Source organism: Actinomadura spongiicola (assembly GCF_003432485.1).
In the GTDB taxonomy this organism is placed as follows: Bacteria; Actinomycetota; Actinomycetes; order Streptosporangiales; family Streptosporangiaceae; genus Spirillospora; species Spirillospora spongiicola.
Window position 1 is genome coordinate 616249 of record NZ_QVNQ01000004.1, and the last position, 25365, is coordinate 641613.

Annotated in this window: 17 protein-coding genes; 9 read left to right on the forward strand and 8 right to left on the reverse strand. The window is 70.9% G+C overall.

Annotated elements, in window-relative coordinates:
• The first annotated feature begins 44 nt into the window (after positions 1–44).
• The 3 genes from D0T12_RS15565 to D0T12_RS15575 all read left to right on the forward strand — a co-directional run bounded on the left by D0T12_RS15565 (position 45) and on the right by D0T12_RS15575 (position 4675).
• The gene (locus D0T12_RS15565) at positions 45–3425 is read left to right on the forward strand and encodes an ATP-dependent helicase (RefSeq protein WP_117400262.1); all 3381 of its coding nucleotides are present in this window, start codon (positions 45–47) and stop codon (positions 3423–3425) included.
• Positions 3426–3524: 99 nt separating this feature from the next.
• Positions 3525–4304, forward strand: coding sequence for a class I SAM-dependent methyltransferase (locus tag D0T12_RS15570; RefSeq protein WP_117400263.1), 780 nt, complete (start codon positions 3525–3527; stop codon positions 4302–4304).
• A 62-nt stretch (positions 4305–4366) separates the two neighbouring features.
• The gene (locus tag D0T12_RS15575) at positions 4367–4675 is read left to right on the forward strand and encodes a hypothetical protein (protein ID WP_117400264.1); all 309 of its coding nucleotides are present in this window, start codon (positions 4367–4369) and stop codon (positions 4673–4675) included.
• A gap of 71 nt (positions 4676–4746) precedes the next feature.
• Here D0T12_RS15575 and D0T12_RS15580 read toward each other — a convergent pair whose 3' ends face one another.
• The 7 genes from D0T12_RS15580 to D0T12_RS15610 all read right to left on the reverse strand — a co-directional run bounded on the left by D0T12_RS15580 (position 4747) and on the right by D0T12_RS15610 (position 16093).
• A complete protein-coding gene (locus D0T12_RS15580; protein WP_233526077.1) occupies positions 4747–6243 on the reverse strand; it encodes an AMP-binding protein in 1497 nt (498 codons plus the stop codon).
• Positions 6244–6434: 191 nt separating this feature from the next.
• Positions 6435–6806, reverse strand: coding sequence for a hypothetical protein (locus tag D0T12_RS15585; RefSeq protein WP_117400265.1), 372 nt, complete (start codon positions 6804–6806; stop codon positions 6435–6437).
• A 33-nt stretch (positions 6807–6839) separates the two neighbouring features.
• A complete protein-coding gene (locus D0T12_RS15590) occupies positions 6840–10520 on the reverse strand; it encodes a CHAT domain-containing protein (RefSeq protein WP_147339523.1) in 3681 nt (1226 codons plus the stop codon).
• Positions 10521–10549: 29 nt separating this feature from the next.
• Positions 10550–11626 (reverse strand): alanine racemase, encoded by a 1077-nt coding sequence (locus D0T12_RS15595; protein WP_117400267.1) that lies wholly within the window; start codon positions 11624–11626, stop codon positions 10550–10552.
• Positions 11623–13284, reverse strand: a complete 1662-nt coding sequence (locus D0T12_RS15600; protein ID WP_117400268.1) for an IucA/IucC family protein — start codon at positions 13282–13284, stop codon at positions 11623–11625. The genes D0T12_RS15595 and D0T12_RS15600 overlap by 4 nt, the downstream gene beginning before the upstream one ends.
• 47 nt (positions 13285–13331) lie before the next feature.
• Complete coding sequence (locus D0T12_RS15605; RefSeq protein WP_117400269.1) at positions 13332–14924, reverse strand: IucA/IucC family protein; 1593 nt, start codon at positions 14922–14924, stop codon at positions 13332–13334.
• Positions 14921–16093 carry an ATP-grasp domain-containing protein gene (locus tag D0T12_RS15610; RefSeq protein WP_233526078.1) on the reverse strand — a complete coding sequence of 391 codons (1173 nt, stop codon included), beginning with the start codon at positions 16091–16093 and terminating at the stop codon, positions 14921–14923. Before D0T12_RS15610 ends, D0T12_RS15605 begins: the two co-directional genes overlap by 4 nt.
• 194 nt (positions 16094–16287) lie before the next feature.
• Here D0T12_RS15610 and D0T12_RS15615 point away from each other — a divergent pair, with 194 nt between their 5' ends.
• The 3 genes from D0T12_RS15615 to nudC all read left to right on the forward strand — a co-directional run bounded on the left by D0T12_RS15615 (position 16288) and on the right by nudC (position 19392).
• The gene (locus D0T12_RS15615; protein WP_117400271.1) at positions 16288–16896 is read left to right on the forward strand and encodes an HD domain-containing protein; all 609 of its coding nucleotides are present in this window, start codon (positions 16288–16290) and stop codon (positions 16894–16896) included.
• 164 nt (positions 16897–17060) lie between these two features.
• Complete coding sequence (locus D0T12_RS15620; protein WP_117400272.1) at positions 17061–18452, forward strand: dipeptidase; 1392 nt, start codon at positions 17061–17063, stop codon at positions 18450–18452.
• A 40-nt stretch (positions 18453–18492) separates the two neighbouring features.
• On the forward strand, positions 18493–19392 hold the full coding sequence (nudC, locus tag D0T12_RS15625; RefSeq protein ID WP_117400273.1) for an NAD(+) diphosphatase: 900 nt from the start codon (positions 18493–18495) through the stop codon (positions 19390–19392).
• 190 nt (positions 19393–19582) lie between these two features.
• Here the strand turns inward: nudC and D0T12_RS15630 are convergent, their stop codons facing one another.
• The gene (locus D0T12_RS15630) at positions 19583–19873 is read right to left on the reverse strand and encodes a mycoredoxin (protein WP_117400274.1); all 291 of its coding nucleotides are present in this window, start codon (positions 19871–19873) and stop codon (positions 19583–19585) included.
• 142 nt (positions 19874–20015) lie between these two features.
• Between D0T12_RS15630 and D0T12_RS15635 the strand changes: the two genes are divergently transcribed.
• The 3 genes from D0T12_RS15635 to D0T12_RS15645 all read left to right on the forward strand — a co-directional run bounded on the left by D0T12_RS15635 (position 20016) and on the right by D0T12_RS15645 (position 25031).
• A complete protein-coding gene (locus tag D0T12_RS15635; protein WP_117400275.1) occupies positions 20016–22115 on the forward strand; it encodes an ATP-dependent DNA helicase UvrD2 in 2100 nt (699 codons plus the stop codon).
• Positions 22116–22141: 26 nt separating this feature from the next.
• Positions 22142–23005 (forward strand): acyl-CoA thioesterase II, encoded by an 864-nt coding sequence (tesB, locus tag D0T12_RS15640; RefSeq protein WP_117400276.1) that lies wholly within the window; start codon positions 22142–22144, stop codon positions 23003–23005.
• Between the two features lie 235 nt (positions 23006–23240).
• On the forward strand, positions 23241–25031 hold the full coding sequence (locus D0T12_RS15645) for an alpha/beta hydrolase (RefSeq protein ID WP_117400277.1): 1791 nt from the start codon (positions 23241–23243) through the stop codon (positions 25029–25031).
• Positions 25032–25365: the final 334 nt, after the last annotated feature.

Genomic DNA, 25365 nt, shown 5'->3' on the forward strand with positions numbered 1-25365 from the left:
CGGACGAGCGGGCCGCAGGGATCGACGAGCTCGGGGGGAGCGAGGTGATCACGCCGGCAGAGCTGGCCCGGCTGCTGGAGATCCCGGAGCCGACCGACGAGCAGGCCCGGGTGATCGAGGCGCCGCTGGCGCCGATGGCGGTGATCGCGGGCGCCGGGTCGGGCAAGAGCGAGACGATGGCCGCCCGCGTGGTGTGGCTCGTCGCCAACGGGTTCGTCCGGCCGGAGCGGGTACTCGGCCTCACGTTCACCCGCAAGGCCGCCGCCGAACTCGGCGCGCGTGTGCGCAAGCGGCTCGACACGCTCCGCGAGGTCCTGCCCGACGACGAGCTGGAGCGGCTCGGCGGGGAGTCCCTGTTCGACGGCGAGCCGATGGTGTCGACGTACCACTCGTACGCGGCGAGGCTGTTCGGCGACCACGCGCTCCGCGAGGCCCTGGAACCGACGATGCGGCTGATCTCACCGGCCGTCGCGTGGCAGATCTGCTCGCGGGTCGTCGACGCCTACGACGGGCCCATGGACCTCGTCGAATGGCAGCCAGACACCGTGACGAAGGCCGTCATGGAACTCGCCGGTGACCTGTCGGAGCATCTGCGGACCGCCGACGACGTCCGCAAGGTCGGCACCTGGCTCGGCGAACGGTTCGCCGCGGTGAAGAAGCCGCTCAAGGCGCAGCGCGACATTCTCGCGAGACAGGCCGTCCGGGAGCAGCTCCTCCCGCTGATCGAGGCGTACGGGCGCGCCAAGGCCGACCGGGAGGTCGTCGACCACGGCGACCAGATGGCCCTCGCCGCCCGGATCGCCCACCGCCATCCCGACGTGGGAATGATCGAACGGTCCCGGTTCTCGGTGGTTCTGCTGGACGAGTACCAGGACACGTCCCAGGCTCAGCTCGTCCTGCTGAAGTCGCTGTTCGCGGGCGGGCACCCGGTGACGGCGGTCGGCGATCCCTGCCAGTCGATCTACGGGTGGCGCGGGGCGAGCGCCGGGAACCTGCTGCGGTTCGCCTACGACTTCCCGCTGCGGCCCGGGGTGGCCGGGGGCCGTCCGACACCCGCGCCGGTCGTCCAACTGAGCCGGTCGTTCCGCAACGGTGAGAAGATCCTGGAAGCCGCCGCCCGGGTTCAGGACGAGCTGCGCGCGGAGACGAAGGCCGTGCCGCGCCTCATCCCCGGCTCCGGACGCGAAGGCCGCGGACGCGTCGAATGCGCACTGTTCACCACCGTGGAGGAGGAGGCCGACCGCATCGCCGCGCGCATCGCCGGCCTCATGACCGCCGCCGACCCCGACACGGCCCCGGACGGCGGCCCGCACTCCACACCGCTCCGGTACGGCGACATCGCCGTCCTCGCCCGGAAACGATCCCAGTTCCCGCTGATCAGACGGGCGTTGGAGGCGCGCGGCATCCCGGTGGAGGTGGTGGGCCTCGGCGGGCTGCTCACCGTCCCCGAGGTACAGGACGTCGTCGCCACGCTGCGGACCATGCACGACCCGACCGCCGGAGCGTCCCTCGCCCGGCTGCTCACCGGTCCCCGCTGGCGCCTCGGCCCCCGAGACCTGGTCGCCCTGGGCCGCCGCGCCCGCACCCTCGCCCAGGAGGCCGCCCGCGACATCACCCGCCCGGAAACCTCGGAACCGGAGGGCCCCCCAGACGACCCGCCATCCGAAACCCCGCCATCTGACGACCCGTCGTCCGACCCGCTGCGGCAACTCGTCAGCGAACTGAACCAGGAGACGGGCAGCCTCGTCGACGCCCTCGACGACCTCGGCCCCCCGCAGGCCTACTCACCGGAGGGATACGGGCGGCTCCGGCGCCTCCGCGACGAACTGCGCACGCTGCGCGGCCAGGTCGGCCTTCCGCTGCCCGACCTCGTCAACGAGGTCGAACGCGCCCTCGGCCTCGACATCGAGGTCGCCGCCCGCTCCGGCCTCGACCCCGTCACCGCCCGCGCCGACCTGGACGCCTTCATCGACGCCGCCACCACCTTCGCCGGTGACGCCGAAGACCCGACGCTCGGCGCCTTCCTCGCCTACCTCAAGGCCGCCGAGACGGAGGAGTTCGGGCTGGAGGCCGGACGCGTCGGCGAGACCGACAGCGTCAAACTCCTCACCGTCCACGCGTCGAAGGGCCTGGAATGGCCGGTCGTGATCGTGCCCGGCCTCTCCTACGTCCCGCAGAAGAACGGCGCGCCCGCCAAGGGTTCGATCTTCCCGTCGCCGCCCCAGAACGCGACCCGCTGGACCGCCAACCCGCGCGTCCTCCCCTTCATGCTGCGCGGCGACCGCGCCGACCTCCCACCTCTGAACGGCCTGGAGAAGGACGACCTCACCGCCTTCGACGAGGCGTGCTCCGAACGTGACCTGAGGGAGGAGCGGCGGCTCGCCTACGTCGCGGTCACCCGGGCGTCCAGCCTGCTCATAGCCACCGGCTACTGGTGGGGGTCGTCGGGGCGTCCGCTCGGACCGTCCCCGTACCTGGAGGAGATCCGGACCGTCTGCATGGCGGGCGCCGGAACCGTCGTCGAGTGGGCGGACCCACCCGAGGAGAACGCCCCGAACCCCCTGCTCGCCGACGCGGACGAGGCGCAATGGCCCGTGGCACCCGGCGAACGCGGCGGCAGCGACATCACCGCCCGCCAACGGTACGAGGCCGTCGTCGAGGCCGCCCGCATGGTCGAGGACGAGATCGCCGGGCGAACCCGACACTGGGCCGGGCACGCCGGCCTCTCCGACGCGGACCGAGCCCTCATGACCGCCTGGGCCCGCGACGTGGAACTCCTCCTCGCCGAACGCGACCGAGGCCGCGGCGGCGACGGAACACTCGTCGAACTGCCCGCGAACCTCACGGTGTCGTCACTGGTGTCGCTGGCCCGCGACCCCGCCGCCCTGGCCCGCCAGATCCGCCGCCCCATGCCCCGCCCACCCGCGCCGTACGTCCGGCGCGGCACCGCGTTCCACGCCTGGCTGGAAAGCCGCTGGGGCCAGCAGCGCCTCCTCGACCCCGACGAACTCCCCGGCGCCGCCGACGAGGGCGCCGCCGACGACGCCCAACTCGCCCGCCTGCGCGCCCGTTTCGAGGAGTCGGAGTGGGCGGCCCGGGAACCCCTGGACATCGAGGTCCCGTTCGAGACCATCATCGGCGACCGCCTGATCCGGGGCCGCATGGACGCCGTGTTCCGCTCGTCCGACGGCGACTACGAGATCGTCGACTGGAAGACCGGCGCCCCACCCTCCGGAGACGAGGCCAGATTCGCCTCGGTCCAGCTCGCCGCCTACCGCCTGGCCTGGGCGGAGTTGGCCGGGGTGGACGTCGCCCGCGTCAGCGCCGCCTTCCACTACGTCGCCGCGAACCTCACCGTCCGCCCGGCGGACCTCCTAGACGCCCAAGGCCTCGCCGCCTTGCTCGACACCGTGCCCGCCGCCTGAGATCAGCGTTGTGTTCACCACAGGTGAGGAGTCTCACTCGCCTCTGTTCAGCGGGGGGCGTTTCGGGGATGATCCGGGACAAACATCCGAGGAGGCGACGTGACTGTGACGCATGACGAAAGAGTCGTACGGGAGTTCTCCAAGCAGGCGCCCGGGTTCGCCGATCCCGGGCGGAACGTCGCGTTCACCCGTCACCTGGACCGGCTCGTCCGGTTCATGGAGCCCGAACTCGACCTTGAGGACGTCGTGCTGGAGGTCGCCGCCGGGACCGGGCTCGTCTCCCGCGCCATCGCCCCCCGCGTCCGTCACGCCACGGCCCTCGACCTCACACCGGCGATGCTCGCCGAGGGCAAACGCGGCGCCGACCACGCCGGGCTCACGAACGTCACCTTCACCCACGGCGACGCCACCGCGCTGCCCTACCTCGACCGGTCGTTCACGCTCGTCGTCACCCGGTTCTCGCTGCACCAGGTCGCCGACCCGAAGGCCGTCGTCCAGGAGATGGTCCGGGTCAGCCGGCCGGGCGCGGCGCTGATCATCGCCGATCTGGTCCGTCCGGACGGGCTGGACGGCGACCCCGACCGGATCGAGCGGCTGCGCGACCCCTCGCACGGCACCACGCTCACCGAGTCCCAGATCGCCGAGTTCGTCACGGCGGCGGGCGCGGAGGTGAAGCGGACCGAGCGGTTCGACCACGTCCGTCCGCTCGACCCGTGGTTGGAGTTCTCGCAGACCCCCGACGACGTCGCCGCGCAGATCAGGCGGGAGTTGGAGGACGAACTGGCGGGCGGCCCCGCGACCGGGATGCGTCCGAGTAGGACGGATGGTGTCCTGCACTTCACGCACTCGTACCTCTTCCAGCAGTCGATCGCCGAGTAGTACCTACAACGATTCGATCAAACGTTCGACGGGCGTCGCCCGCGTGGTCTAGGTTGTCGAACATGGGTTCTACCAACGTGCGTACCCTCGAACGCGAACCGGCCGCGCTGGCGATGCGCATCGGTGTCGTCGCGGCGGAGGCCGCCCTCGCGACCTTCGCCCGCAACCTCGACGTGGACGACCTGGAGGACGGCATCGACTTCCAGGGCGCCATCGGCCCCGCCGAATGGCCCGTGTTCTCCCTGGTCATCGACACGCTCGCCGAGGCGGGCCCGGGTGACCGCCGCACCCTGGACGAGCGGCGCGCCGACGCCCTCAACGACCTCGCCCGCATCTGCATGGCCGCCAAGGGCCGCGTCGAGGTCGCCTGACCCGTTCTCACTCGCTCCCTGCACGCGGGGCGTCCGGGGTCGAGCGGCCCTGATCCCGGACGTTCCCTCTTTCAATGGGCGCGCAGGGTGCCGGCCTTCACCTTGCCGGTGCTGGTGCGCGGAAGCTCGTCGACGAAGGTGACGTCCCTCGGCACCTTGTATCGGGCCAGGTGCTTCTTCACGTAGGCCCTGACCTCGTCCTCGGTGAGCCGTGACGCCGACTTCCGGACGATGTACGCGGCGAGACGCTGACCGAACCGCTCGTCGTCCACGCCTGTGACCGACACCTCGGCGATGTCCGGGTGGCCGTCGAGCAGGGCCTCGACCTCGCCGGGGAACACGTTCTCGCCACCCGAGACGATCATGTCGTCGGTTCGTCCGTCGATGAACAGCCGTCCCGCCTCGTCGAGATGCCCGAGATCACCGGTGCCGGTGAGACCGTCGCGCAGCCGTTTCTGCCCGCCGCCCGTGTACCCGGCGAACCGTAGACCCCCACCGGTGTAGACCTCGCCGGTCTCACCGGTCGACAGCTCCTCGCCGTTCTCGTCGAGGATCTTGACGGTGAGGTGGAGGGTCGGCTTACCGACCGTGCCGGGCGCCTCCCGAAGATCCTCCGGAGTCGCGATCGTGGCCCAACCCGTCTCGGTCGCGCCGTACACGTTGATGAGGACCTCGCCGAACTCGTCCATGAACGCGTCCGACAGGTGCGGGTGAAGTGCCGAACCGCCGCACACGACGGTGCGGAGCGACGGTGTTCCCGGCCGCTCCTCCAGGTCGAGAACGCGCTGGAGCATCATCGGGACCGCGACCAGTGTCTCCGCTTCGTGGTCCGCGATCGCCTCCATCACCGCCCGCGCGTCGAAGCGGCGGAACAGGACGAGCGGCATGCCCACCGCCAGCCCGACCGAGGTGTAGGCGAAACCCAGGATGTGGAACAGCGGCGGCGCGATCACGATGGGCGCGCCCGACCGGACCGGAACGCGCATTAGATGGCTGAGCGCCACGGGCAGCAGCGCCGAGATCGAGATGTCGTGCCTGGCGCCCTTCGGTGTGCCGGTGGTGCCCGAGGTCATCACGATGACGCGGCTGGGCTTCGCCGGGTTGAGCGGCTCGGGGTCGGTGTCGGCCATGAGCGCGTCGACCGACTCGTGCGCGTCGCCGTCCGTCCAGGCGAGCAGTCGTTGCCCGGTGAAGCCCGACTCGGCCACGGTCGGGCCGAACTCCTCATCGTGGACGAGCAACCCGATGTGTTCGCGTTCGACGACCTGGCCCAGTTGTGTGGCGGAGAAGTCGGTGTTGAGCAGCACCACGTCGTTGCCCAGCCGGGACGCGGCGAGCACCGTTTCGACGAATCCTCGATGGTTACGGCACAGGATTCCGACTCTGTCGCCGTCCAGCCGATGGTGCAGCGCGGTGGCGAGTGACGCCGCCCGCCGTTCGAGTTCCCGGTACGACAGCGCTCCGCGTTCGTCGATCAACGCCGTCCGGTCAGGGAAACGCAACGCCGACATGGCGCCGATCGTCGCGGGAACAGGCCCGTACCGGATGTAGGGGAACAGCAGTCGCACGGCCCGATCCGGTCGTATCGGTCGCACGACCCCGACATCATGCAGTGCGCGGGTCGCCCGTACTCCGAGACTCGTGAAGCGACGCATCCGATCGAGCAGCACTGGACGTTCCCTGAAGGTCGTGAATCTGCGGTGTGGGCCCGCTCGCTCGGGCGGGGCACGGCATACGGAATACCCGGGGGCCTGACGTTTCAGTGCTCTTCTGGGAAGACCACTCTGAGGATGCGGACGTCGTCGAGGTCTGTGGTGCCGTGCAGCTCGACGGCTCCGTGCCCCTGAACATGGACGATCGTCGACGTCTCCGAACCGTCGTTATGGACGATCTCGACGCGCATGGTGCCCGATGCGGCGGGACGCAGGGCGCGTTCACGGCGTCCCCGGTAGGCGATCCAGGTCGCGGTCAGCGCCCCGGTGACGCCGACGCTGGCGACGTTCGCGGCGACCGCCACCAGCACGTCGGTGGCGGGGCCGCGCTCCCCGGTCGGACGGTCGGCGCGCTCGAAGTCGCCGAGTTCCTTGAGTTCCTCCGGGTCGAGCCCACTGTTCTCCACCTCGTAGCGCATGACGACTCCCCAATGTCTCCCGTGACGGACCGGTCAGGCGTGCATCACCCAGGGGCCGGGACGCTCCGCTTCGGGCGTCATGGCGTTCAACGTCCGGACGAGCGCCACGGGCGTCGCGTCCACCGCCATGGCCTGGCGCAGCGCGGCGACGATCAGCGGGCCCCAGGTGATGTCATCGATCGGACGGATCGGGGAGATGACCAGTTCCGCGCCCGCGGTGAGGAACGCGGTGGCCGTCGGGGGTTCGCTGACGTACCCGAGACTCACGCCTCGCCCACCGGCGCACACCGTCAGCACCACCACCAGTCCCGGATTCACGTCGAGCGCCGCCAGCTCGGAGGGCAGCACCCAGCGGTCCCGCAGTTGGAGCGCGGCGGCCCCGCCCAGATCGGGGATCGGCTTGCAGTGCGCGGAGATCCACAGCAGTTCCGCGACACGGGCGGCGTAGCGCAGCCGGTCCCAGGTCGCCTCGTCCTGGACGGCGGGGACGGTGCCGAACACCTCCGCGACACCGTGCGCCTCGTCGAGCGCCCCCGGCAGCCCGTCCGCGTCGGTGGCGCCCCGGGGGTCGCCGAGGATCTCGACCCGATCCGGAAGAGGGGTGGTGGCGACGCCGAACCGGGGCCGCCGGGAGTGCCACCGCACCACCACATGCTCGTCGCCGAGCGACCGTCCCTCGGTGTTCGGGATGTTCTCCACGGGGATCTGCGCCCAGGGTTCGCGCAACCGGAGCGACACCTCCCGCGCGGTGCCCGCCGCCTCCCGCAGGCCGTCGAGGAACCGGGTCACCTCCTCGGACGACGACGCGCCGAGCCGTGCGCCCGCCACCGCCGCCTGGGCCCGCGCCCGCGCGACCTCGATGGGGCCGACGCGGACATCGAGGCCGTCGCCGCCGCGCCGGAGCACGATCGCATGGGCGGCGCCTGGTCCCTGGACCACGTCCATCGTGGCCTGTTCGGGACGGGTGAACCACGAGGCGACCTCGGTGCGCAGCGCGTCGGTTCGCGAGACGAGGAGGTCCTTGGTCCGGACCCGGGAGTCGAGCAGTCGCCGAAGCTCTTGCGCGTCGGCGGGGTCGAGGGCGGCCAGGAACACGTCCTCCAGTTCCCTGAAGTCGCGGACCGGGCCCCGCTCGGTGGCCGCCTGCTTGTAGGACTGCATCGCCGACAGCGCGTACTGGAGCCCGAGAGGCAGCCGTTCCGCGGCCTCCAGGAACCGCTGCTGTCCCTCGGCGGTCCGGTCGCCGATCCCGAGCCCGAACCCCTCCCGGAGCCGGAACGTCAGCCTCTTTCCGTACGTGGCCACGAACGTCGCGGCCCAGCTTCGTGCCTCGGCCGCCGCGGTGCCGTCCCCGAAGTCGATCGATGCCCGGCCGGGCAGGAAGGTCAACGCGAGCAGCCGATCGACCCGCGCGGCGATCTCGCGACGCCGGGCGTCGGTGAGGTTCGGCGCGTCGGCCGCCTCCAGCGTCGCCATGGACGGTCGTCCGGGGGTCGGGGCGGCGATCTCCAAGGCGATCTGTTCGCGTCCGGCGGCCGAGAGCGTGCCAGCGGACAGCGCCCAAGCCGCACCGCCCCACGCTGGGACGCTCCAGAACTTGTCGAGCATTCCGAGCACCCCGGAGGCGAACAGGGGCTCGGTCAGCCGGGCCTTGGCGTTGTCGATGGGCGCGTTGCCGAACATGTTCGGGGTGTCGCCTTCGACGAGCGGGTTCAAGCTCTCGACGAGCAGCTGCAAGGCCGGTGACCAGGCGGACATCGGCCCTTTGGAGTACAGCAGCAGATCCGGCCAGGCGGCCACGTCGTCGGCCGGGCCGGCCAGGAGCCGGGCGGCGGCGTGCCAGCGGCCGGTGGACACCTCCCCGACCGCGGACCACCCTTCGCCCTGATCCCGCGAACCGGAGGCCCCGCCCAGCAGAACGGTCACCATCTCGTGTTGCGCCCGCACCAGCCCGGCGTCCGGGTCGATCGCCAGGGACTCCGCGAACTTCCGCTCGGCGGCGTCCAAGGTCCCGTTCCGGTAGAGGACGTATCCGATGTCGGCCAGGACACCGGAGGAGTACAGCGGCACGCGGTCGGCGGCCGACGACCATTGCGCCAGGTTGAACGCGGTGAGATGGTCACCCTGGACGGCCGACTGCGAGGCCTGCCTGGACAGCCTCGGCGCCAACTCCCGGCTGTTGCCACTGAGGACCGTGGCGCACAGGCACAGGAAACCGTGCCAGCGCACCGTCCTCGGGGGCGCGCCGATCAGATGCGCCAGTTCCGCCGCCTCGTTGTGCAGTGTCGCAAGCAGGTCGTAGTCGGACGGAGCGACGACATCGGCCAGTTCGGTCAGCGCCTGAAAGCCGGTGAGATGGTCACCGTTGCGCACCGCGACCTGGGCCAGGGTCAGTAGCTGCCACGGCTGTTTCCGCCAACGCTCCGGATCGTTGAAGATCGAGCCCGGCCGGAACGGGTTCGGATCGAATTCCGTTTCCGTATCGGTCTCGGCGAGGCCCTCCTCGCCCCGTATATAGAGCGACAGGCGATAACGCTGGTGTGCGATCTCTGGGAGGGCGATCGCGCGCCTTTCGGGGGCGAGTGTCTCCGCCGACCGTTCGGCGGCCGTGTAACGCTGCCCTGCTTCGGTGAAACGTCGCAGGTCGCGAAGCGTGTTCGCGACGTGCGTGTGGTAGGTGGTGACCTCTTCGGCGGGTAGGGCGTCGACGTGGCGTTCGGTCAGCATCAGGACGGTGAGCGACTCTTCCAACTCGCCGCAGTCTCTGACGACGGACGCCGCGTGCATGCAGGCCCGTCCGACGTCGGCGTCGCGGTCGAACCTTTCGAGGATCTCCCGGTAGACCGACAGGGGACGCGGGGCCAGATGCCACAGCTTGTTGACGAGAACGAACTCCAGGTACGCCGATAACGCCTGCAACAGGTGTGTACGGCCCTCTTCCGGGAGTCGGTCGAGCGTTCCGGGCTCGATGCACAGGCCGGCGGAAAGCATGGCCGCATGGCCCAGGTCGAGGAGGTGGTCGGCCTCCTCGATTTCTTCGTCCGGGCCGTGCTCGTTGAGTTCGCCAAGGCTGACCTCGATCAGAGACTTGAGGTCGGGGTGGTTTCGGTGGGCCTGGTGCGCCTCTTTCTGTAGAGCCCTGCCCACCGCCAGTGGTGGGGCGGCGGCGATCCGCATCTCCTTCGCGTGGAACGCCTCGACCGTGCCGGGCGGCGCACCGCGGAGTTTCTCCTCCAGCAGGGATCGGACGGCGGCGAGGTCGTCGGGCCCGCCGGACTGCGCGAGGACGGCCTCGGCGATCGCCCAGGTGAGCGCCATCTCGGCACCGTCGCCGAGCCGGGCGATCACCTCCGGATATGCCGTCACCGGCCGCGGGGCCAGGCGGCCCGCGCGAAGTCGCGCCAGGTAGCCGAGCAGGTGGCGAAACTCGATGAGGGCCTTGGCCCGTTCCGTTTCGTCCATCGCGTCGAGCAGGGTCGGATCGGCGCACCAGCGACTCGCGCGCAGCGCGGCCGCGCCGATCGCCGTGGCCCGCTCGCCATCGCCGGGCGGATCGTCACCCGGCGGGTATTCCCCGTTCCGGGTGCACTCTTCGATCAATTCCGGAAGGCCGATGTCGCGGTGCGTTTCGCCTTCGACCTCGCGAATCACCGCCCGGCCCAACCGCCCCTCAAGATCCGTATCGCCCGTATCGTCGTGTTCCGCGAGTACCACGGGCTTATTTTACCGGTCGCGCCTCTTGCTCAGCGGATGTAGTGGAATGCTGGTTTGGGGTGCATGAGGAAATCGTGGTGGGAGATGTTCCAGGCGTAGGCGCCCGCCATGGTGAAGGCGATGACGTCACCGGGGGTCAGGGGCGGGACGAGGACGTCGCGGGCGAAGACGTCCTTGGGCGTGCACAGTTGGCCCACCAGGGTCGCGGGGCTTTCCGGGCCGCTTGTCGTGAGGACCTTGAAAGGCTGGTTGTGGCCCTTCGTCACGGGCGTTCTCAGGTGGTGGGTGCCGCCCCGAAGAATGATGTAAGTCTCGCCGTGTGTTGTTTTGACGTCCAGGACGTCGGTGACGTACCAGCCGTGGTAGGCGGTTATCGCCCGGCCGGGTTCGATGCGGGTCTTGGCGGGGATGAGGCTGAGGCCCGCGCCGTAACTTTCCCAGTCGAAACGGTTGTGTGGCCGCAAGTAGTCGACGGCCATTCCGCCGCCCAAGTTCAATTCGGGGTTGTCCACGCCTTGGGCCTTCAGCCAGGGGAGCGCCCATTCGGCTATGCGGTACGCCAGCTTGAGCATGGCGGGCGCGTCCAGGCCTGAGGCGAGGTGGGCGTGGATACCGTGGAGGGTGATTTGCGGGTGGTCGGTCAGCAGGAAGGCGCATTCGTTGAGGGCGTCCTCGTCCATGCCGAAAGGGCCGCTCATGGTCAGTGCGGCGTTCGGCGTCCGCAGCGGGAGGTTCGCCCGGAGGAGGACGTCCGCGGAGCCCAGCGGGGCCAGGCGGGCCAGTTCGCTCGGGCTCTCGACGTGAATCCGGCTGGCCCGGCGGGCGAGGGCGAGTTCCTCGTTCGTCTTGCCGGGGCCACCGAAGACCGTGGGTGTTTTGGGAAGTGTTTTCCGGACGTGGTTGAGTTCGCCGCCGGACGACACCTCTATTCCGTCGACATGGGGGGCGAGCGTGCGGAGTATCTCGGCGTCGGGATTGGCCTTGGCGGCGTAGAAGAGGTCCGTGGAGCGTAGTGACGCGCGGATCACGGCGATGTGGTCTTCCAGCCCGGCGAGGTCGTAGATGTAGGCCGGGTAGCTGTTGAGGTCGATGGCGTGTTCGTTCATAGCGGTCGAGGAGCGGCGAGCGGGTTGGTGGCCGGGACGTAGGTGGCGCCTCGGTCGGGGGTACGCGACCAGCGGGTGCGGAGGTTCGCCTTGGCGGGCAGCGGCACGCCGGCCAGCAAGGCCCTTATCTGCGGATGGTCGTCGTACGCGGTGAAATGCTTTCTCGCTGTTCGCCACAGTGTCTTCTCCAGGACGGGATGGAGGTCGGCTATCGCGGCCGCGATTTCGGTGAGGTGGTTGACGACCAGGCAGTAGACGATGCGGTTCCATCCTCGGTCGGGGGCGTAGGTGAGGCTTTCGGCGACGCGGGACGGAAGGTGCGTCAGGTCCCAGTGGCCCGCCGTGAGCTTCGTGCCCTCCAGGTCGCGGAACGCGGCGTGGACGGGCATGCCTTCGGCGTCCACGCAGATGAGGACGTTCTGAAGGTGTGGTTCCAGGACGATGCCGTGGTCGAGGTAGGCGCCCAGGACCGGGGGCGCCACGTGCGCCACGTAGGCGTCCCACCAGGCTTGGGCGGTGTCGGGGGCGGTGAGGGCGGGCAGGTCCGCGAGGAACGTGCCGTAGGGGTCGGCGAGGGCGCCCGCGAGGAGAGGCGTACCGGGCAGGTTCCTGATGCCTTCACGCAGGATCACACCCAGACCCTCGTACAGGCGACGGTCGGCGAGGTTAAGGCTGCGGTATGAGGGTTCCGTCAGGAAGGAGAACCTCTCGCCGTCGCTTGAGTGCGGTGCTAGGGCGGAGTTCAGTTTCCTGAAGATGGGCGGCACCAGGTCGTTGAGGGTCATCGCGCTGGCCAGTTCGTACCAGGCGTTCTTGCGGACGCAGTTGGTGATGCGCACGTCCAGGCTGAACTTGCAGAACACGTCCGCGTCCGGCAGATACGCCGTGCGGACGGATGACGTCGGCACCGCTTCGAGGTCGGACGGACCCAGATTCCGTACCAGGCCCCGCGCCAACGCCCGCTGAAGGGCGGGGTTGTCCGCCAACAGGGAGAACTGCCACGGGTGGACGGGCAGCAGCCTGCGGCCAGGGGGGACGCCGGGGCCGTAGGTCTCCAGAGCCGTGAACGCCTCCCCGGCCCCTTCCTCGGCGACGAGGTGCTCCGGTACCGCCAGCCACAGCGGACGAAACCGGGCCCTGGTCTCCGGCGCGTACTGGAGCCAGTCGGTCGGTGAACCCTGCCGGGACTTCGGGGACGGGTGGAAGCGGTGGCCCGCTACCAGGGACTGCTCCGAGTCGATGTAGAGGTCGTTCGACGGGCTGTGTTCGCGGCGCGCGTTGATGATCGCTGCCAGGGCGGAGTGGCTGTCGTGCACCTGCGCGAGGAACTCCGGGTTCGGACGGCCGGTCGCCAGTTCCAGCTCACCGGCCACCAGATCCGCCAGCCTGTCCCAGGGCGCGGGGATCCAGTCGTCGCCGCGGCGCTCCTCATACGGTGGCGCCAGACGGTGGGTGGCGCCGACCGGTGGACGGGCCAGGCCCGTGCGCAGCATGACTCCGGCACGGGGGAGACGCGCCAGCAGGTGCGCGTCGTCCGGCCACAGTTGGTGCTCGGGCGCGCACACCTCGCGGATCAGGCAGTTGAGCAGCGCGGTGGAGGTCGTCTCGTCGGCGGAGATGGCCGGTTCCGTCAGTTCTGTGGGTTGTGACAGCAGCACGTCGCATCCGGTCGATAGCGCGGGTTGGTGTGGAGGGTCGGGTCGTGTCACGGGCACGTCGCGTCCCGTAGGTAGTTGGGGCCCGGTGGGCCGTAGTGCTTGTTGATGTCGGCCGCGCCGGTCCTGGCCTTGTCGACGAGTGTTCCGGCGGTGACCATGGCCTTGCCGGGCAGCGTGTCGGCGTCCAGCGTGCGGGAGCGCAGGAACGCCTCGTCCGGGCCGAGCGCCTCGTCGAGCCGGTCACGGATCATTGTCGACCCGGTCCGCCAGGGGAGCAGTCCTCTTTCCGCCATGCCCAGGGCGGGGGCGGCCGCGCACAGGTGCAGCGTGATGGTGACGAACACGCGGGCCAGTGCCTCGTCGTCCCTGGTCGTCATGCGGTGGTCGATGAGGTCGCGAGGGTCCGTCTCGGCGGACGGTGTGAGGTGCTCGCGGAGGCGCGAAGTGTTGATGAGCGCGCCGTCGTTGTCCTTGACCAGGATGCGAGGCGGTCCATCGTCCAGGACCAGGGCGACGTTCTGCTGGTGCGCCTCTAACGCGATGCCGTACCGGAACAGCGTGACGTTCCAAGAGAACAGCGCCGACAGGTACGCGTCGAAGAGGGAGGGGACGTCCCAGCGTTCGATCACGTGACCGTCGTCGTCGGGGGACTCGGCGAGCAACGCCGCTATGGGGACGATGTGCGCGTGCGCGGTTTCGGGTGGGAAGCGCCGCACCAGGTAGCCGAGGAGCGGGTGCTGTGCGTGGCCGTAGGTCTGCTCGTCGGCGAGGAGGACGGGAAGGTCCGGTTCCCGTCGGAGGACGTCGCGGAGAAGGCGTTCGACGAGCGCGCCGTCCGGGAGGGTCCCCGGCATGATCGTGCGGCGGTTGCGGAGGCCGAGCGTGCTGGTCGGCAACGGCATCTTCAGATGGTCGAGGGGCGCGGCGGTGACGGTTCGCATCGAGAGCGTGGGGCTGACCTGGAGGTACGGGTCGGGCGCGAGGGTCACGCCGGGGAGTTCGCTCACCTGCCGCGCCGCCAGCGGATGGACGGGGAACAGACGGACCGGGGACGGTGCGCCGGACGGGTCGAGGCCGACGTCGGACGGCGCCGGCCACCAGCCGGGCGGCGACCCGGCGAGCGTCGGGTTCCGCACCGCCGCCCAGCGCAGCGGGAACGACGGCCCGAACTCGGGCGCGTAGCGGCTCAGATCGGCCATGGACAGCCCGGCGCGGCTCCGGCCGGTCGGGTGTACCGGATGGTCGTTGTAGGCCGCCAGCGTCTCGTAGAAGGCCCCGGGGCCTGTCCTCAACTCGTCCGGCAGGCGGGCCAGCCGCCGGTGGACCGCCGGTCGCGCGTCCCGGTGCAGTTTGATCGTCGCCAGGGCGTCCAGGCACTCCCGCTCGAACGCGGCCGTGTCGTCGCGCGGATCCGCCAGCGCGCGGACGGCGGTGAAGACCTCCCTCAACCGGAGGTCCTGCGCCGGGTCCACGACGAGCTCGGACAGGAACGCGGGACGCGCCCGCACCAGGCGCACGGAGCGGTTCGGGAGCCGCAACGTCCGATCCTGGACGAGACCGCCCAGGCCCGCGTAGTTCTCGCGCAGCAGCGCGTCCAGCACGCGTGCGGCGAGCGGGCCCTCGATGTGGTCGCCGGTCACGTGATCGTCCAGTCGTGGGCGGCGCGGAAGCGCGCCAGGGCGGCGTTCACCTCGTCCGGCCCGGGACCGATGGCGCGGACGGTGCCCAGGTAGTCGCGGTTGGTGCGGGTGACGGCGACGGGCTCGCCGACCGCGCGCTGAGGGCGGTACGCGAGCCGGACCGGTCCGTCGTCCACGCGCAGCGGGCCCGGGGCCGACGCGAGCGTGCCGGACCGGTCGGCGATGACCGGTTCGGCTATGGCGTGACGTTCGCGGGGCGTGTGCCAGTCGGCGAGACGTCCACCCAGATGGACGGTCAGGATCTCCTCGAACAGGGGCACCCCGAGGAGGTCGGCGAGGAGGAAGTCACAGTGGTCACCGATCAGCCTGTAGTTGACCTCGATGATCCGGGCGCGGCCCTCGTGGACGACGAACTCCGTGTGGCAGGCACCGAATCCGACGCCGAGCGCGTCGAGCTGCTCCAGAACCTGCGGCGTTTCCGGTGGCGGGACCGTCCACTCAAGGCGCTCTTCGACGAAGAAGGGTGGCGGAGACAACGTCGTACGGAACGAGCCCAGGACGCGCAGTTCCCGTCCGTCTCCGAGCGTTTCGAGGGTGTGAAGACGGCCCGGAAGGAACTCTTCGACCACCAGAGGCTCGCTCCGGTGCGCGGCGATCTCGTCGACGCGTGTGTCCAGTTCCAGAGCGTTCTGGACGAGGAACACGTCTTCGCTGGCGACGCCCGAACGGGGCTTCAGAACGAGGGGATACGGCGCGTCCGCCGGTACGTGGCGGGCGTCCGCCGAGAAGACGGGGTCGATCGGCGCCAGGTGACGACGCATCAACGCCTTGTCCTTCGTCCGGGTCGCCGCCCGCCAGTCCTTGGCCGGGAGTCCGAAGTAGGCGGCGGCGAGCGCGGTGGGCGCCTGGAGGAAGTCGCTGTTGGAGAACACGGCCGCCGGGTCGCGGTCGACGGCGGCGATGATCTCGCGGTAGTCGGAGACGTCGCATTCGACGATCCGCCCGTCGTGCCTGTCGGCGTGGTCCGCCGGACGGTCGGTGAGAAGCGTCACGTCCAGGCCCCGTCGGGCGGCGGCGGGCAGGAAGCCGTGCGTCACCGCGTCCGTGGGCTTTCCGGCGACCAGGTAGAGGGTCGCCTTACCGGCGGCCAGGTTGACAGAGGCGGCCACGCATAGGCCTTTCAGTGCACGATCAGGCGGACAGTGAGGTAAGGCTTGCCTAACTCGCAGAACCATAGTGGCGGGGGCGGTCCGCCGGAGCAAGGACGGCGGTTCGCGTGTCCCGAGCGCGTTGTCCGGGTGCGGGGTCCGCGCGTGACCCGGCCGTCTGTTCCGGCCGTTCGGTCGTCCGTCAGGATGTGGCCATGGACCTTGTCGACCGGTGGGTCGCGCTCGCGGGGCCGCACACCCGTCATATCGGAACGGAACTGGACAAGCGTTATGGCGAGCCGCACCGGCGCCACCACACGCGGGACCATCTCACCGCCGTCCTCGATCTCGTGGACGAGCTGGCCCGGTACGCCGACGCGCCCGACGTCGTCCGGCTCGCCGCGTGGTTCCACGACGCCGTCTACGACCCCGAACGCGCCGACAACGAGGAACGCAGCGCCCGCCTCGCCGCCCGGATGCTCGCCGACACCGACCTCCCGGCCTCCGACGTCGAGCAGGTCGTCCACCTCGTGGAGCTGACCGCCACGCACGCCCCGGCGGACGGCGACCGCGACGGTCAGGTCCTGTGCGACGCCGACCTCGCGATTCTCGGCGCCGACCCCGACCGGTACGCGGCCTATGCCGCCGCCGTCCGCGAGGAGTACGCGTTCGTCCCCGACGAACTGTTCCGGGCCGGACGGTCCGAAATTCTCAACGGGCTGCTGGCGCTGCCGACGCTCTTTCACACGGCCACAGCCCACGAACGCTACGAACAACGCGCACGGAACAACATCCGCACGGAACTGATGCTGCTGAGCGCCTGACGGTCGACGCCACTGACGGACGAGCGCGCGGCATGGGCTCAGGCGGCGGGATCCCTTACTGTAATTCTCTCGTCTCCCGGAAGCCCCGGCCGGGCGGGGCCGCCGGGACCCCGGACGGAAGAACACGGAAGAAGTCCGCCTGACGATACGACATGCGAAGGGGCATGCAGGTGAACGACGTAGTCGCGTACATCCAGGCCGGCCGGGACCGGTTCGTCGCCGACCTCAAGGAGTGGCTGACGATCCCGTCGATCTCCGGGGACCCCGGCCGCGCCGCGGATGTGCGCCGCTCCGCCGACTGGCTCGCCGACCATCTGCGCGCGCAGGGCTTCCCGACCGTCGAGATCTGGGAGACCTCCGGGCACCCGGCCGTCTACGCGGAATGGCCCGCCGAGGATCCGGACGCCCCCACGGTCGTCGTGTACGGCCACCACGACGTCCAGCCCGTCGAGCCGCTCGACGAGTGGGACACCGACCCCTTCCACCCCGTGGAACAGGGCGATCGGCTCATCGGGCGCGGCACGTCCGACGACAAGGGCCAGATCCTCTTCCACACGCTCGGGCTCCGCGCGGGCCTCGCCGCGTCCGGCCGGCAGGCGCCGCCCGTCACGATCAAACTCCTCGTCGAGGGCGAGGAGGAGTCGGGGTCGGCGCACTTCGCGGAGCTGCTCCGGGCGCGCCGCGAGCGGCTCGCCTGCGACGCCGTCGTCATCAGCGACACGACGATGTGGAGCGCGGACGTCCCGTCGATGTGCACGGGGATGCGCGGACTCACCGAGGCCGAGGTCACGCTGCGCGGACCCTCACGCGACCTGCACTCCGGCTCGTTCGGCGGCGCGGTGCCGAACCCGCTGCACGCGATGGCGGACCTCCTCGCCGCGCTGCACGACGCCGACGGCCGTGTCACCGTCCCCGGCTTCTACGACGACGTCGTCCCGCTGACCGACGAGGAGCGGGAGCTGTTCGCGCGTCTCCCGTTCGACGAGGACGAGTGGCTGCGCACCGCCGGCGACAGCCGCGCCGCCCACGGAGAGCGGGGCTACACCACCCTCGAACGGATCTGGGCGCGGCCGACCGCCGAGGTCAACGGCATGTGGGGCGGGCACACCGGGCCCGGCGGCAAGACGATCGTCCCCGCCGAGGCGCACGCCAAGATCTCGTTCCGGCTGGTCGCCGCCCAGGACCCCAGCAAGATCCAGATGGCGTTCGAGTCCTGGGTCGCCGAGCACGTCCCGGCGGGCGTCGAGGCCGAGGTGCGCGTTCCGGGCGGCGGTGTCCGGCCCTGCTTCTCGCCGATCGACTCCGCCGGGGTCAGGGCCGCGCGGCGCGCGATGGAACGGGCGTTCGGCACCGAGGTGCTGTTCACCCGCGAGGGCGGCAGCGGCCCCGAGGCGGACCTCGCCGACATCCTGGAGGCGCCGCTGATCTTCGTCGCGGTCGGGTTGGACGGCGACCGCATCCACGCGCCGAACGAGCACGTCGAGATACCGCGTCTCCTCAAGGGCGCCGAGGCCGCCGCGTACCTGTGGGAAGAACTCGCGACCGCGCTGCGCTGACAACTCACGTGGAAACGTGGCAAGCGTGGAGACTGGGCGGATGACGCACCACGCTCCGCTGGAGTGGCTCGCGCTCGCGCGGGGAACGCTCGACCGGGTCGCGCTGAACCGCCGCGACGACGCCTGGCTCGACGACGCCTGGACGGCCTCCGGCACCCGGGTCGTCGTCGTCCAGGACGGCCGGGCGCTCGTGACGGACGGGCCCGAACCCGCGCTCGTCCTCGTCCCGCCGGACCAGGCGCCGAACGGCGACCGCTGGCTCCTCGGCGAGGACGAGTCCGGAACCGTGTACTTCGGGACGTCCGGCCCGCTGCCCACCATCGAGGGCGCGCGCCCGGCCGGCCTACGCCGCGTCGGCGCGCTCCTCGGCGACCGCGACTCCGGCCTGCTCACGCACGCCGTCGCGCTGGAGCACTGGCACCGGACCCACCGGCACTGCACCCGCTGCGGCGCCGCGACGCGGGTGGCGTCCGCCGGGCACGTGCGCGTCTGCCCCGAGGACGGCTCCCAGCACTTCCCGCGCGTCGACCCGGCCGTGATCATGCTGGTGACCGACGAGGCGGACCGGATCCTGCTCGCCCGCGGCCCGCAATGGCCCGCCGACCGCCGCTCGATCCTCGCGGGGTTCGTCGAACCGGGCGAATCCCTCGAACAGGCCGTCGCGCGGGAGGTGCGCGAGGAGGTCGGGCTCCCCGTCCGCGACATCCGCTACCTCGGCAGCCAGCCGTGGCCGCTGCCGCAGAGCCTCATGCTCGGCTTCACCGCCAGCGCGGACGGCGACGTCCCGCTCCGTCCCGATCCGGAGGAGATCTCGGACGCCGCCTGGTACACCCGCGACGAACTCCGCGCCGCCATCGACGCCGGCGAACTCGTCCCGCCCGGCCCGCTGTCCATCGCCGCGCAACTCATCATGCGCTGGTACGGCCGCCCGCTGTGTTGATTGCAGGACCGGCTGTGTTGATTGCAGGAACGGCCCACTTCGCTCGCCTGGCGGCTCGCTGCGTGACCGTTCCTGGGGCGAACGCGGCATCGCTTCGCGATCCGCCCGGCTCCGCTCGCCTCCGGCGTCGCTGCACCGGGCGGGGTCACGCGTTCGCGTGCGCGGCTGAGGTCACCGCGCGAAATGTGTCCTAGCCCGCGTTGGCGATTTCCGCGAGGCGGCGCTTGACTTCCTTGGCGCTCGGGTTGGTCGCGGCCGTGCCGTCGGGGAAGACCAGCGTGGGGACGGTGGCGTTCCCGCCGTTGACGCTCATGACGAACTCGGCGGCGGCGGGGTCGCGTTCGATGTCGACCTCCACCATCTCGATGCCGTCACGGGCGAGCTGGCTCTTGAGCCGCCGGCAGAATCCACACCAGGACGTCGTGTACATGGTGAGCTGACCGGCCTGGTCCTTCGCCCGGTCGGTCGTCGGCGTCGCCATCGCTGTGTCGTCTCCCTCGTTCGTGTCACACGTCGGCCTACCGGAGAACAGTGTCGGGGGTCCGCGCATTCCGCGCCGCTCCGCCCCCTTCACGGCCCGAGGTATGGCTGATACGGATGGGACGGCCTGCGAGTATGGGGGGATGATGGCTGAGTCGGTGCTGGAGGGACTCGACCCCGAACAGCGGGCGGTCGCCGAGGCGGTGCAGGGGCCGGTGTGCGTGCTCGCGGGCGCCGGGACCGGCAAGACCAGGGCCATCACGCACCGGATCGCCTACGCCACCCTGACCGGCGTCGTGACGCCGCAGCGGGTGCTGGCCGTGACGTTCACCACGCGGGCGGCGGGGGAGCTGCGCAGCCGGCTGCGGCAGCTCGGCGCGCCCGGCGTCCAGGCGCGGACGTTCCACGCGGCGGCGCTGCGCCAGCTCACCTACTTCTGGCCGCGGGTCGTCGGCGGCGACCCCCCGAAGATCATCGAGAAGAAGGCCGGGCTGGTCGCCGACGCGGCCCGCGCGTGCCGGCTGTCGCTCGGACGGACGGAACTGCGCGACGTCGCGAGCGAGATCGAATGGGCGAAGGTCACCCAGAACCGTCCCGAGGACTACCCTGCGGCCGTCGCCAAGGCCGGTCGGCGACCGCCCGCCGAGGTCGTCGACGTCGCCCGCGTCTACGCCATGTACGAGCAGCTCAGACGCGAACGCAACCTGCTCGACTTCGAGGGGATGCTGGAACTGACCGCCGCCGTGCTCACCGAGCACCGGGAGGTGGCCAACCAGGTCCGCGAGCAGTACCGGCACTTCGTCGTGGACGAGTTCCAGGACGTCAACCCGCTCCAGAAGCTGCTCCTCGACACCTGGCTCGGCGACCGCGACGACCTGTGCGTCGTCGGTGACCCGAACCAGACGATCTACTCGTTCACCGGCGCGAGCCCGTCGCACCTGCTCGACTTCACCCGCGAGCACCCGGACGCGAAGGTCGTCAGGCTCGTCCGCGACTACCGGTCGACGCCGCAGGTCGTCCGGCTCGCCAACGCGGTGATCGGGCAGGCGAGACGCGCGGCGCCGGACGCCCCCGGCGGCCGTCCGGCCGGAGATCACGGGCTGGAGCTGGTGGCCCAGCGGGAGACCGGGCCCGAGCCGGTGTTCAACGAGTACGACGACGAGATCGCCGAGGCCGACGACGCGGCGCGGCGCGCCCGCAAGCTCATCGACGAGGGCGTTCCCGCGCGGGAGATCGCGATCCTCTACCGGATCAACGCGCAGTCGGAGACGTACGAGTCGGCGCTGGCGGCGGCGGGCGTGCCGTACGTCCTGCGCGGCGCGGAACGGTTCTTCGACCGGCCCGAGGTCAAGCAGGCCGTCTTCATGCTGCGCGCCGCCACCCGGGTCGGCGCGGACGCCGAGACCGACGGGATGGGGTTGATCCAGACCGTCCGGCACGTCCTGTCCGGCGCCGGGTTCTCCGACCGGCCGCCCGAGGGGGCGGGCGCGGTGCGCGCCCGCTGGGAGTCGCTGGCCGCGCTGGCGCAGCTCGCGGAGGACATCGCCGCCGACGACCCGACGGCGGGCCTCCCCGACTTCGTCGCCGACCTGGAGGAACGCGCCGCAGCCCAGCACGCGCCCCCGCTGGAGGGCGTCACCCTGGCGTCCCTGCACGCCGCCAAGGGCCTGGAGTGGGACGCGGTGTTCCTCGTCGGGCTCGTCGAGGGGACCCTCCCGATCGTCTACGCCGAGACCCCGGCCCAGATCGAGGAGGAACGGCGGCTCCTGTACGTCGGGATCACCCGGGCGCGCGTGCACCTGTCGCTGTCGTGGGCGCTGTCACGGGCGCCGGGCGGGGCGCGGCACCGCCGCCCGTCCCGCTTCCTGCACGGCCTCACGGGCAAGGCCGCCACGCTCGCCCCACCCCGCGCCGACCGCACGAAGCGCCGCGCCGCGAAGGGGCCGCAACCGTGCCGGGTGTGCGGCCGGCCGCTGACCGCCGCCGTCGAACGCAAGCTCGGCCGCTGCGAGGACTGCCCCTCCGAGCTGAACGAGGAACTCCTCCTCGCGCTGAAGGAGTGGCGCGCCCGCATCTCCGACGAGCAGAAGATCCCCGCCTACGTCGTCTTCACCGACGCGACGCTCCAGGCGATCGCCGAGCACAACCCCGAGTCGCGGGAGGAACTGGCGCGGATCCCCGGCGTCGGCAGGGTCAAACTCGACCGCTACGGCGACGAGGTGCTGACCCTGTGCGGCCACTGAGCATCGGCTAGGGGAGACTTGCGGGCGTGAGGGAATCGCTGAAGGCGCTGCTGGACCTGCTGGATCTCGAACAGATCGAGAACGACATCTTCCGCGGACGCACGTCCGACGAGCGCCGGCAGCGCGTCTTCGGCGGGCAGGTCGCCGGTCAGGCGCTCGTCGCCGCCGGTCGGACCGTTCCAGTGAACCGGCCCGTGCACTCGCTGCACGCCTACTTCATCCGTCCGGGCGACCCGCTCGTCCCGATCGTCTACACCGTCGACCGGGTCCGGGACGGACGGTCCTTCACCACGCGGCGGGTCACCGCCGTCCAGCACGGCAAGGCGATCTTCACGTTGTCGGCGTCGTTCCAGATCGTGGAGGACGGGCCCGCCCACCAGGCGGAGATGCCGGACGCGCCCGCGCCCGAGACGCTGCCGGACAGCCTGACCCGCATGACCCCGTACTTCGGCGAGGTCGGCGCGCGTGAGTTCGTCACCCGGCGGCCGTTCGACATCCGGCACGCGACGCCGCTGTCCTTGGAGGCCGCGAAGGACCCGTCGCTGGTGACGCCCGTGTCGAAGGTGTGGTTGCGCGTGGACGGCGAACTGCCCGACGACCCGCTGCTCCACGTGTGCCTGATGACGTACGCGTCCGACATGACGCTGCTCGACACCGTCCTGCTCAACCACGGGCTGTTCTGGGGCGACAAGCGGACGATGGGCGCGAGCCTCGACCACGCGATGTGGTTCCACCGGCCGTTCCGCGCCGACGAGTGGCTGCTGTACCACCAGGACACGCCCTTCGCCGGCGGCGCCCGCGGCCTTGCCCGCGGGCAGGTGTTCACCCGTTCCGGGGAGCTGGTCGTGTCCGTCATGCAGGAAGGTCTGATCCGGGTCGCCGGAGCCTGACCGGAACAGGCCAGGGCCGAACTCCGGCGCCGAAGTCCGCGCCGCCGCGCCGGACGAGGTCCGTGCCTGGGGTTTCAGAGGATGACGTCGCGCGTCAATCCCCCTGAGGGCGGATTCGCCCGGCTTCACGAGCCCCCACTCGGTGGTTCACGCGGCGCCAGGTGCACCCCCAAGATCATGTAATCCAATCCGCGTTTTTACGCGGACATGTCCACTGATCTCACCGGGGAACCGTATGCACCTGAGAACCAGAATTCTCGCGGTCGCCGTGGCCGGCGCGGCGCTCGTTCCGGCCGCCGCCGCCACCGCCGTCGCCGAACCCGGCGCCCGCGCCGCCGCGGGCGACAAGACGAGCGCGGTCGAGAAGAAGCGCGTCGACGGCGTGCCCACCCCGAAACTCGGCTGGTACGAGTGCTTCGGCTCCGCGGAATGCGCGACCGTCCGGCTGCCCCTGGACTACGACTCCCCGAAGGGCGCGACCACCGAGATCGCCGTCGCCCGGGTGAAGGCCCGCGATCCCAAGAAGCGGATCGGGACCCTGTTCCTCAACCCGGGCGGACCCGGCGGCTCCGGCACCCTGATGGCCGTCGACGCGCCGCTGTTCCTCGGCGAGGACATGCTCGACCGCTTCGACATCGTCGGCTTCGACCCGCGCGGCACCGGCTTCAGCGACCAGATCCAGTGCTTCAAGTCCGCAAGGGACCAGCAGCTCGCGCTCGCCGGGATGGAGGTGGGATTCCCCATGGGCGGGAAGGAAGAGGCGGCCTACATCAAGTCCGCGAAGGCGCTCGGCAAGGGCTGTTCCACCACCGGCAAGAAGCTGGCGGGCGCGAGCTCCACCGCCGAGGTCGCGCGGGACATGGACGTCCTGCGCCGCGCGGTCGGTGAGAAGAAGCTGACCTACCTGGGCTTCAGCTACGGGTCGGCGCTCGGCCAGTACTACGCCAACATGTTCCCCGACCGGCTGCGGGCCCTGGCCGTGGACGCCATCATCAACCCGGTCTCCTGGGCGGGCACCAAGAAGACCGCGGACCAGATCATCGACGACCGGTTGAAGTCCGGCGACGGAGCCTACCGGGCACTGAAGGAACTGCTCGTCCGCTGCGGGAAGGCGGGCGAGGCGAAATGCACGTTCGCGGCGTACGGCGACCCCGTCAAGAACTTCGACGTTCTCGCCGCGCGGCTGAAGGCGAAGCCCGCCGACATCGGCGGCTCGAAGATCACCTACGCCGACCTCATCGGCGCCACGCTCTCCAGCCTCTACGACGTGGACGGCTACGAGTTCATCGACATGGCGGCCACCGAGCTGTGGGAGGCGACCTCGTCCACCTCGACGAAGGCACGGGCGGCCGCGGCGCGCGAGGCCATCGCCGCCCGCGTCGCCAGGAGCCGCGCCGAGGTCGGGGCGCAGCGTGCGGCCGCCGCCAAGGGCTTCCCCTACGACAACTTCCTCGACGTGTTCAGCTCCGTCGTCTGCACCGACGGCCTGCACCCGAAGAAGGCCGGGGACTGGCCGGCGCTGACCGCCGCGTCCGACAAGCGCGCGCCCCACTTCGGTCGGGCGTGGGGCTGGTCGTCCGTCCAGTGCGCCGGTGACTCCTGGAAGGTCCGCGACGAGGACGCCTACCGCGGCCCGTTCAACCGGCGGACGAGCGCGCCCGTCCTGTTCGTCGGGAACTACTACGACCCGGCCACGAACTACGACGACGCGGTGTCGTCCAGCAAGCTGCTGCCCGGCAGCCGCCTGCTGTCCAGCGACAGCTGGGGCCACGCCGCCTACGGCACGTCCGCGTGCGTGACGAACGCCGTCGACGCCTACCTGCTCCGCGGCGAACTCCCGCCCGCGGGCAAGGTGTGCGTCGGCGACGTCCAGCCGTTCGAGCGCGACCCCGAGTCGGCGCTCGACACCCGGGCGTCCGTGAACCCCGGCGCGACGACGACGCGGGCGCCCGCCGCCGGCCGGCCCACGCAGCTGCCGCCGGTCGCGACGCGCGTGCCGCCGTCCACCCTGCTCGGCACGAGGTGACCTGAGCGGACGCGACACCTGACGGGCCGGGCCGGCGCACCGCCGACCCGGCCCGTCCGGCTCCACCGCCCGCCCGGCGGGCGCGGTTTCCGCGAAGAAAGAGTGAAGTCACCCACAAAGTCGCAGGTCAAAAATATCTTGCTTGATTCGGCAAGATCCCCGTAGGCTCGAACGCGAGCAATCAACCGGCCCGCCGGTGCGGATCGTCTCCGATCCGCCGGTGCGGCCCCGAGGAGCCAGAAAGGTGGTGTGCAGTCCGGTGAGCAACACGTTGATCAAATCCGCGTCGTCCTGGACCGCCGCCGCATGCCCTGGCACCTCACCGTATGGCACC